General features: G+C 41.5%; 11 protein-coding genes. 9 read left to right on the forward strand and 2 right to left on the reverse strand.

The annotated features are described in order from the left end of the window. The 6 genes from BWI44_RS00520 to BWI44_RS00545 form a co-directional block, all read left to right on the forward strand. The coding region (locus BWI44_RS00520; RefSeq protein WP_286810318.1) for a YebC/PmpR family DNA-binding transcriptional regulator at positions 1-483 on the forward strand (483 nt) is incomplete at its 5' end. Next, positions 483-728, forward strand: coding sequence for a TIGR03905 family TSCPD domain-containing protein (locus BWI44_RS00525; RefSeq protein WP_195208902.1), 246 nt, complete (start codon positions 483-485; stop codon positions 726-728). The genes BWI44_RS00520 and BWI44_RS00525, both read left to right, overlap by 1 nt. A gap of 131 nt (positions 729-859) precedes the next feature. After that, positions 860-2,122: an Nramp family divalent metal transporter gene (locus tag BWI44_RS00530; RefSeq protein WP_022391383.1), complete on the forward strand. Its 1,263-nt coding sequence runs from the start codon at positions 860-862 to the stop codon at positions 2,120-2,122. A 17-nt stretch (positions 2,123-2,139) separates the two neighbouring features. Next, complete coding sequence (locus BWI44_RS00535) at positions 2,140-2,904, forward strand: exodeoxyribonuclease III (protein ID WP_138291931.1); 765 nt, start codon at positions 2,140-2,142, stop codon at positions 2,902-2,904. 18 nt (positions 2,905-2,922) lie between these two features. Further along, entirely contained in the window at positions 2,923-3,384 is a 462-nt protein-coding gene (locus tag BWI44_RS00540) for a C-GCAxxG-C-C family protein (RefSeq protein WP_021968104.1), read from the forward strand. Between the two features lie 188 nt (positions 3,385-3,572). Then, positions 3,573-3,773 carry a winged helix-turn-helix domain-containing protein gene (locus BWI44_RS00545; RefSeq protein ID WP_007213746.1) on the forward strand — a complete coding sequence of 67 codons (201 nt, stop codon included), beginning with the start codon at positions 3,573-3,575 and terminating at the stop codon, positions 3,771-3,773. 98 nt (positions 3,774-3,871) lie between these two features. Here BWI44_RS00545 and pdxH read toward each other — a convergent pair whose 3' ends face one another. Further along, positions 3,872-4,516 (reverse strand): pyridoxamine 5'-phosphate oxidase, encoded by a 645-nt coding sequence (pdxH, locus tag BWI44_RS00550; protein WP_138291930.1) that lies wholly within the window; start codon positions 4,514-4,516, stop codon positions 3,872-3,874. 47 nt (positions 4,517-4,563) lie between these two features. Beyond that, positions 4,564-5,499, reverse strand: coding sequence for a fimbrillin family protein (locus tag BWI44_RS00555; protein ID WP_286810338.1), 936 nt, complete (start codon positions 5,497-5,499; stop codon positions 4,564-4,566). Positions 5,500-5,661: 162 nt separating this feature from the next. On the opposite strand from BWI44_RS00555, the gene lepA reads away from it, so the two are divergent. The 3 genes from lepA to nhaA all read left to right on the forward strand — a co-directional run bounded on the left by lepA (position 5,662) and on the right by nhaA (position 10,095). Then, entirely contained in the window at positions 5,662-7,446 is a 1,785-nt protein-coding gene (gene lepA, locus BWI44_RS00560) for a translation elongation factor 4 (RefSeq protein WP_007663158.1), read from the forward strand. 105 nt (positions 7,447-7,551) lie between these two features. Then, positions 7,552-8,727, forward strand: coding sequence for a cation:proton antiporter family protein (locus BWI44_RS00565; protein WP_195208903.1), 1,176 nt, complete (start codon positions 7,552-7,554; stop codon positions 8,725-8,727). 48 nt (positions 8,728-8,775) lie between these two features. Beyond that, positions 8,776-10,095, forward strand: coding sequence for a Na+/H+ antiporter NhaA (gene nhaA, locus BWI44_RS00570; RefSeq protein ID WP_118295849.1), 1,320 nt, complete (start codon positions 8,776-8,778; stop codon positions 10,093-10,095). Positions 10,096-10,415 lie beyond the last annotated feature (320 nt).

Genomic DNA, 10,415 nt, shown 5'->3' on the forward strand with positions numbered 1-10,415 from the left:
GGATACGGCCCTCACGGTATTGCTGTATTCGTAGATACATTGACTGACAACACGACCCGTACAGTTGCTGATGTACGTTCAGTGTTCAACAAGTTTGGTGGAAACTTGGGTACTATGGGGTCATTGGCTTTCCTGTTCGACCACAAATGTATGTTTACTTTCAAGAAGAAAGACGGCATAGATATGGAAGAACTCATCCTTGACTTGATTGACTACGATGTAGATGATGAGTTTGAAGAGGATGAAGAAGAAGGTACAATCACTATCTATGGTGATCCGAAGAGCTATGCTGCCATCCAGAAACATTTGGAGGAATGTGGCTTTGAGGATGTCGGTGGTGAATTTACTTATATCCCGAACGATACGAAGGAGGTAACTCCCGAGCAACGTGAGACTCTTGACAAGATGATAGAGCGTCTTGAAGAATTTGATGATGTGCAAACGGTTTATACCAACATGAAGCCGGAAGGAAGTGAAGAGTAATGAAGTATACTTATAAGACTCAAGGTACATGTAGTTCTCACATTGAATTGGAAATAGAAGATAATATAATAACGGATATTGCATTTTGGGGAGGTTGTAACGGTAATTTGCAAGGTATTTCCCGTTTGGTAAAGGGAATGTCGGTAAATGATGTGATTTCCCGTCTGGAAGGAATTCGTTGCGGAGGACGTCCGACTTCTTGTCCGGATCAGTTATGTAGGGCGCTGCATGAAATGGGATTCTAACTAAATCCCTGTACTTTTAAATATATAGGTTGGCCTTCGGTATTGTACAATGCCGGGGGCTTCTTTTTTGAACAGAATGTGTGGCTTGCTTGTTATTATTTCGTAATTTTACGCCATAAAAAGAACGAACAATGAAAAATATTCTGAAAGACTTGAAACGTAGGGATCATAAGCGCTATTTAGGTGGTCTGGACGTTTTTAAATATATTGGTCCCGGACTCCTTGTTACAGTAGGTTTTATTGATCCCGGAAACTGGGCTTCTAATTTTGCGGCGGGTTCCGAATTTGGATATTCCCTGCTTTGGGTGGTAACTTTATCAACGATCATGTTGATTGTATTGCAACATAATGTGGCTCACTTGGGGATTGTTACAGGTTTATGCTTGTCGGAAGCTGCTACGAAGTATACTCCTAAATGGGTTTCCCGTCCTATTCTGGGTACTGCGGTGTTGGCATCCATATCGACTTCCCTTGCCGAGATACTGGGAGGAGCAATTGCCTTGGAAATGCTTTTTGATATTCCCATTATATGGGGAGCCATATTGACAACCGTCTTTGTCGTCATCATGCTTTTTACGAACTCATATAAGAAGATAGAGCGTTCCATCATCGCGTTTGTTTCAGTTATTGGATTATCCTTTATTTATGAGTTGTTCCTGGTGAAGATTGACTGGCCGTTGGCTGTAGAAGGATGGGTGACACCTGCTTTTCCGGAAGGAAGTATGCTGATTATTATGAGTGTGCTGGGAGCAGTGGTAATGCCACATAATTTATTCCTGCATTCGGAAGTAATACAGAGCCATGAGTATAATAAGCAAGATGACAGTTCTATTCGTAAGGTCTTGAAGTATGAGCTGTTTGATACGCTTTTCTCCATGATTGTGGGATGGGCTATCAATAGTGCCATGATATTGCTGGCTGCTGCTACTTTCTTTAAAAGTGGTATTCAGGTTGAAGAACTGCAACAGGCAAAGTCTTTGTTGGAACCTTTACTTGGAAGCAGCGCTGCAGTCGTGTTTGCTTTGGCCTTGTTGATGGCAGGTATTTCATCTACCATTACAAGTGGTATGGCGGCAGGTTCTATTTTTGCCGGTATCTTTGGAGAATCCTATCATATCAAGGATAGCCACTCTCAGGTGGGCGTAATCCTTTCATTGGGTATTGCGTTGTTGCTGATATTTTTCATCGGTGATCCTTTCAAGGGATTGTTGATTTCGCAAATGGTGCTTAGTATTCAGTTGCCATTTACTGTTTTCCTGCAAGTGGGACTAACGTCTTCGCGTAAAGTGATGGGGCAGTACGTTAATAGTAAGTGGAGTAGTTTTGTACTCTATGCTATTGCGGGAATCGTTACCGTATTGAATATTATGTTGCTGATATCTGAACTAGTATAAACCAAATAAACAATCATATGAAGATTATTACATATAATGTGAATGGGCTGCGTGCAGCTGTTGGCAAGGGGTTGCCGGAATGGCTGGAACAGGAACAAGCTGATGTAGTATGCATTCAGGAAACCAAATTGCAACCGGATCAATATCCGGAAGAAGCACTGAGTGCATTGGGATACAAGCATTATCTTTATTCTGCACAGAAGAAAGGCTATAGTGGAGTTGCCATTTTGACCAAGCGGGAACCGGACCATGTGGAATATGGTATGGGCATGGAAGAATATGACAATGAAGGCCGTTTTATCCGTGCCGATTTTGGCGATATATCTGTTGTGAGTGTTTATCATCCTTCGGGAACAAGCGGTGACGAACGTCAGGCATTCAAAATGGTATGGCTGGAGAAGTTCCAGGAATATGTGACGGGGTTACGAAAATCGCGTCCGAAACTGATTCTTTGTGGTGACTATAACATTTGTCATGAACCGATAGATATCCATGATCCTATTCGAAATGCTACGAATAGTGGTTTCTTGCCTGAGGAGCGAGAATGGATGACGCGTTTTCTAAATGCCGGTTTTATTGATACTTTCCGCCTATTGCATCCCGAACAACAGGAATATACGTGGTGGAGTTACCGCTTTAATTCCCGTGCAAAGAATAAAGGATGGCGTATTGACTATTGTATGGTGACTGAGCCGGTTCGTCCGTTGCTGAGAGAGGCGCGCATATTGAATGATGCTGTACATTCTGATCATTGCCCCATGTTGTTGGATATAGAAGGATAAGAGGAAGGGGGAGGAACGATGTTTGAAGAAAGAATAGAAAAAGCAGTAGATTTTTTTAAAAGTGGTTATAATTGTTCTCAGTCTGTAGTACTTGCTTTTGCTGATATGTATGGGTTTACACAAGAACAGGCGGCGCGTATGGCAGCTTCTTTTGGTGGAGGTATTGGCCGTATGCGTCAGACTTGTGGAGCCGCATGCGGTATGTTTTTACTTGCAGGGCTGGAGACTGGGGCAACTGATCCCAAGGATCGTGAAGGAAAAGGTGCCAATTATGCCGTAGTTCAGGAGTTGGCTGCTGAGTTTAAGAAACGGAACGGTTCTACAATTTGTGCTGAACTATTAGGGCTGAAGAAGCCGGAAGGAGTGTCTACCCCCGAAGAACGTACCGAACAATATTATGCTAAACGTCCGTGTGCCAGGATGGTAGAAGAAGCTGCCCGTATCTGGGCGGAATATCTTGAAAACAGACCGTCTGTTTGATATAAACAGGTCATATTTTTGGTCTGACCTGCTGAAAAAATGCTCTTTTTATGACATATAACATAAAAAAACAGAGAATAATGTGTTATATAACATAAATATAACTATCTTTGCCGCTGAAATAAAATCTGAACCTCATCAATGAGAGAAGTTGGATTAAAGCATGTATAACTAAAAAAAAGAAGAAAATGTTAAAAGAAAAAGCTGGTGAAACTGCAGGAAAAATTTGGAGTGCTCTGAATGAGACTGAAGGTTTGACTGCTAAACAAATCAAGAAAGCAACTAAGTTGGTAGACAAAGATTTGTTCTTGGGTCTTGGCTGGTTGTTGAGAGAAGACAAAATCTCTACTCAGGAAGTAGAAGGTGAACTGTTTGTCAAGTTGGTTTAAGAGAGAGATTGACATTTATCTTATAAAAAGAAGCGTTGATACATTTATATGTTATCAACGCTTCTTTTTATATACTATATTTCATCAGTGAAGGATGTTTAAGGAGCTAGTCTTTCCTGTATCCAGTTGCCATCTTTCTGAAGTATATATTGGATGCGGTCGTGCAGACGGCTTTCCCGCCCTTGCCAAAACTCGAAGCGGGTAGGGGTTACAGCAAAACCACCCCAATTATCGGGACGTTTAATATCGCGGCCTGCCAGCTTGAAGACTTCTTTCACGAAGGCTCGCATAATCTCCATACGGCTGCTTATCACCTGGCTTTGCGGAGATATTCTTGCACCTATCTTGCTTTTATATGGCCTGGTGGCAAAGTAAGTATCCGAAACTTTATCGGGGCATTTTTCGGCTTTGCCTTCAATGTGTACCTGTCTTTCCAATTTGTGCCATACGAAAGAAAGGGAAATATATGGATTGCCTGCTAATTGTTTTCCCTTTCGGCTTTCGTAATTAGTGAAGAATATAAATTGGTTGTTTTCTACCCCTTTCAACAAAACGGTGCGCGTGGAGGGGAACCCTTCTGCTGAAACTGTTGCTACTATCATAGCGGTAGGTTCATCTTCTTTGTGAATGATAGCATCATCTAGCCATTCCACGAATTGCTCAAAAGGATTGTCGTGGATAGTGCATTGTGTCAGCTTGCTTTTGCTGTATTCTCTTCTGATTTCAGATATTGGGGTTTCCATATTTTCTATTTTGTTATTGTATTTTGATAATAAAGAGTGATCTCCTCTTATTTTTGTATCGGATAAATCGGATTGCCTGATTCGTCTACTTCGGTCCAGTCTTTAATGCTGACATTGGGGAACGATACGGAATTTCCGTCTATAATGGCGCTGAAGACATAAGAAAATCCACCGGCCAGTTTACCCGGGATAGGGATACTTCCGGTATAGGTACGTGGTGTGGTTTCTCCATCTGCGAGAATTTTTAGTGTCATTGACATTGGGGTGGTTGCACGGGTTGGTAAGACAATGGCCTGTGCGAGAAATCCATTCTTGCCCATATTAAGCGGAGTTGTGTCATAAGTGTCGGTTGCTTCGATAATACCGGTTTCTATATCAAGGCTGGCGCCAGGAGTAGGCGGAAGAATAGTTGCCGATACTAAACTGTCAAGCTGTAAGCCTTCACCTGCTGACAGGTCAACTACGACCTGAGTAGCTATATGCTGAAAAACAATGGGCATGTGAATTTGTGAAGCTGTGATATCTTGGTCCAGATTTTCCCACCATAAATAATCTACGCCATTCTTTAGCGGAGCCGATATTCCATCGGTTAGACTCGGAGGATAAGTAGAAGAATTTTCTGAAAATGCATACATGTTATAAGAGCCGTTACTCAAATACATTTTGTATCCTTTCATCCCCGTTAATGTACCAGCTGAAACTGTTGAATATAGCCCTTCGGCAAACGGATCATTAAAATTCTTGTCTGTCGTTTCAAAAGCATATATTTGGCTTACTAATCCTTTGGGCATAGGAGACATGGATCTGGTTACCTTACGACTTTCAAGTGAAGCGGAAAATGTGATGAGTATATCTTCTTTTTGTGAGGTTTGTCCGTTACCGGGATCATTGGTTCCGGGGGATGATTCATAAATGATTATTTCATTTTTGGAACATCCTGCAAGTAATAATAAAGAGAGTGCTAGAATAACAAATTTTTTCATTTCAGTTATATGGTTTAGGTTATTGTCCATACATAACAGTAGAATGATGGAATAGTTCTGGGATATATAGACATTTACAACTTCGGATATTGAATAAATCACTTTCAAAACCTCATCTTTTTCATTATCTTTGCGCCCGCATTTAATAGATAATTATAGAAGATGAAGAATAATATACGTAACTTTTGCATTATTGCCCACATTGATCATGGTAAGTCTACTTTAGCTGACCGTCTGCTTGAATATACCAACACCATACAGGTGACCGGAGGACAGATGCTGGATGATATGGATCTGGAAAAAGAGAGAGGTATCACCATTAAGAGCCATGCCATTCAGATGGAGTATACGTACAAGGGTGAAAAGTATATTCTGAATCTGATTGATACTCCGGGGCACGTAGACTTTTCGTATGAAGTTTCCCGTTCTATTGCCGCTTGTGAAGGTGCATTGCTGATTGTAGACGCTTCGCAGGGTGTACAGGCACAAACAATCTCCAATCTTTATATGGCAATTGAGCATGATCTGGAAATTATTCCGGTCATCAATAAGTGCGATATGGCGAGTGCCATGCCTGAAGAGGTAGAGGATGAAATCGTAGAGTTGCTTGGCTGCAAGCGCAGTGAGATAATCCGTGCTTCCGGTAAGACGGGTATGGGGGTAGAAGAAATTCTGGCTGCGGTTATCGAGCGTATTCCTCATCCCGAAGGTGATGAGGAAGCACCGTTGCAGGCTTTGATTTTTGACTCTGTATTCAATTCTTTCCGTGGTATCATTGCTTACTTCAAGATAGTAAACGGTGTGATCCGTAAGGGAGATAAGGTGAAATTCTTCAATACCGGTAAAGAATATGATGCTGATGAAATCGGTGTGCTCAAGATGGAAATGGTGGCACGTCAGGAACTGCGTACTGGTGACGTGGGATACATTATTTCCGGTATTAAAACCTCTAAAGAGGTAAAGGTGGGAGATACGATTACTCACATTGCCCGCCCATGTAAAGAAGCTATTGCAGGTTTCGAGGAAGTAAAGCCGATGGTTTTTGCCGGTGTATATCCTATTGAAGCGGAAGACTTTGAAGACTTGCGTTCCTCTTTGGAAAAACTGCAATTGAACGATGCATCACTGACTTTCCAGCCTGAATCCTCGTTGGCGTTGGGCTTCGGATTCCGTTGCGGATTCCTAGGACTGTTGCACATGGAGATTGTGCAGGAGCGACTTGACCGTGAATTTGACATGAATGTGATAACCACTGTGCCGAACGTTTCTTATAATATTTACGATAAACAAGGTCATATGACAGAGGTGCATAACCCTGGAAGTATGCCCGATCCTACTTTGATCGACCATATTGAGGAGCCTTATATCCGTGCTTCCGTTATCACAACTACAGATTATATCGGTCCTATCATGACCTTGTGTCTGGGTAAACGTGGTGAACTGGTGAAGCAGGAATATATTTCCGGTAATCGTGTGGAGATCTATTACGACATGCCTTTGGGAGAAATTGTGATTGACTTTTATGATAAACTGAAAAGTATTTCGAAAGGATATGCCTCTTTTGATTACCATGCCAGTGGTTTCCGTCCGTCCAAGTTGGTAAAACTGGACATCTTGCTGAATGGCGAGCCGGTGGATGCCCTTTCAACACTAACACATTTCGACAATGCGTATGATTTGGGACGCCGCATGTGCGAGAAGCTGAAAGACCTGATCCCGAGACAGCAGTTTGATATTGCTATCCAAGCGGCTATCGGAGCTAAAATCATTTCTCGTGAGACGATTAAGGCAGTACGCAAAGATGTTACGGCGAAGTGTTATGGTGGTGACGTCAGTCGTAAGAGAAAGCTGTTGGAAAAGCAGAAGAGAGGAAAGAAACGTATGAAGCAGATTGGTAATGTGGAAGTGCCGCAGAAAGCGTTCCTTGCGGTGTTGAAATTAGATTAATATAAAAAATCATAAAAGCAGATTCATATTAGTCTGGGGATTGTTCTCTTTCTGTAGGACTGTCTTGGCAATCCCCTTTGTTTTGAATATTCTAACTAATAATAAATGAGAAAAGTTCTATCGTTTTCGGCCTTCCTGGTGGTAGGTCTCTTTATAGCGCAGTATCTGCCTGCATGGTCAGGAAGTGATTATAGTACGGTGAAAACCGTATCTAATGTGTTGTTGTATATTTGTCTGGGATTCATTATGATTAATGTGGGACGTGAGTTCGAAGTGGACAAGTCCCGATGGCAAACATACGCAAAAGATTATTTTGTCGCAATGGCTACAGCAGCCATGCCTTGGTTTCTGATTGCTATTTATTATATTTTCGTTTTACTTCCACCGGAATACTGGGATAGTTGGGAGGCATGGAAAGAAAACTTATTGCTGAGTCGTTTTGCAGCTCCTACTTCCGCAGGTATATTATTCACTATGTTGGCGGCTATTGGACTGAAGTCCAGCTGGATCTACAAGAAGATTCAGGTGTTGGCTATCTTTGATGATCTGGATACCATCCTTTTAATGATTCCTTTGCAAATAATGATGATCGGACCGCGCTGGCAGTTGTTGGTTATTATCCTTATCGTCTTTCTGTTGCTTTCTTTCGGTTGGAAGAAACTGAGTAAATATAATATGAGGCAGGATTGGAAAGCCATTCTGTTTTATTCCGTTCTGGTGTTTGCTGCCACTCAATCGCTTTATCTTATTACGAAGAACTTATATGGCGAAGATGCCAGCATTCATATCGAGGTGTTGCTTCCGGCATTCGTCCTGGGTATGGTCATGAAGCATAAGGATATTGATACGGCTTGGGAACGTAAAGCTTCGACAGGAATTTCATTTATTTTTATGTTCCTGGTAGGTATGAGTATGCCTCCGCTTCAGGGAATCAGTCTCTCTGGTGATATGGGGCTAGCCTCTATAACAGGTTCACAGGAAATGATGCCTTGGGCACTGATTATTGTACATGTGGTTATTGTATCGTTACTTTCCAATGTCGGTAAGTTGTTTCCGGTATTCTTCTATCGCGATCGTAAGTTGAGTGAACGTCTGGCACTTTCCATTGGTATGTTTACTCGCGGTGAAGTAGGGGCAGGAGTTATTTTTATTGCGTTGGGTTACAATCTGGGTGGTCCGGCATTAGTAATTTCTGTACTTACTATTGTGTTAAATTTAATATTAACAGGTATATTTGTGCTCTGGGTTAAAAAACTGGCATTAATGAGCTATCAGGAATAGCTCATTAATAGCGCATTCCTTTGAAAATGTAATACTTAAATCGAACATATGATTATTCTACGTACTGTGAAAAACTTTTCGGCGCTGAATGTAGTGGCGAGTATTTTATTATTCCTGACGGCTATTTTGGCAGCTATTGTTGCCAATTCTTCATTAGCTCCTGTGTATCAGAGTTTCCTGTCGCAAGAGTTGCATTTGCGTATAGGCGATTTTAACCTGCTTTCGCATGGCGGTCATAATCTTACGATGATTGAGTTTATCAATGATTGCTTGATGACGATTTTCTTTCTGGCTGTAGGATTAGAGATAAAACGTGAATTACTGGTTGGCGAATTGTCTTCTTTTCGAAAGGCTATTCTACCATTTATTGCAGCATGCGGGGGAATGATACTTCCGGTTGTAGCTTATTTTCTTCTAGTAACTCCTGATACTCCTGAAACACAAGGTATGGCTATTCCTATGGCTACGGATATTGCTTTTTCCTTAGGAGTGCTTAGTTTGTTGGGTAAGCGCGTACCATTGAGCTTGAAGATTTTCCTGACTGCCTTTGCTGTAGTAGATGATATTGGTGGTATTCTGGTGATTGCCATTTTTTATAGTTCTGAAGTTGCTTACGGTTATTTGATTGTGGCTGCCATCCTTTATATCTTTTTGTATTATATGGGCAAGTTTGGTATGACGCAGAAGATATTCTTTCTTTTCTTTGGCATTATTATCTGGTATTTATTCCTGCAATCCGGTATTCACAGTACAATATCCGGTGTGATACTTGCATTTGTTATACCTGCCCGTCCGCGATTGGATGCAGGTAAATATATCCGGCGTATCCGGGCTATTGTCAGTTCTTTCCCGATCGTGCAGTCTGATAATATAGTATTGACGAATGAGCAGATTGCTACATTGAAGCAAGTGGAGCGAGCTTCGGATCGCGTGATAAGCCCTTTACAATCTTTGGAGGATAATCTGCATGGGGTTGTGAATTTTGTTATTCTTCCTTTATTTGCCTTTGCTAATGCGGGAGTGGTTCTTGGCGGTAGTGGAGAAGTTATAGGGAATGTGAGTCTTGCTGTCGGCATGGGGCTTCTTATTGGTAAGTTTCTGGGGATTTACCTTTTCACCTGGCTGACTATCAAAAGTGGACTTACCCGAATGCCTGAAGGTATGAACTGGAAGAATATTGCAGGAGTTTCGCTGTTGGGGGGCATTGGGTTTACAGTGTCATTGTTTATAGCTAATCTTTCTTTTTCCGGTGCTTATCCGGAATTGCTGAATCAGGCTAAATTCGGTGTATTGTGTGGTACTATTATTGCCGGAATACTCGGATATGTGGTGCTGAATCAAGTATTGCCGAAGAAAAAGAAAGTATAAATAAGAGTATGACATATTCTCTTTTTCTATATATCATGTGAATCAGGAGTTGAATTTGATCGGTGCAGAAGGAATAAGAGAGTGTTAAGGTGATAGGGTGATAAAGTAGCTGCGTTCTGTTCAGAAAGGTACTTGTAGCCCGTAGCTCGTAACTGATTCATAATTAACATCGATTGAAAGTGAAATTCACTCCATCCGCTGTTGAGCTAAATAAATTATCTCATTAGAGATAAGTAATGAACTAAATGCAATAGCTAATTCTTTTCTTAGGCATTCCTATGCTTTTTTCCTTCCAACGGTTAGGCTTTTCCATCCGAACG

Source organism: Bacteroides sp. Phil13 (assembly GCF_001940965.1).
In the GTDB taxonomy this organism is placed as follows: domain Bacteria; phylum Bacteroidota; class Bacteroidia; order Bacteroidales; family Bacteroidaceae; genus Bacteroides; species Bacteroides intestinalis.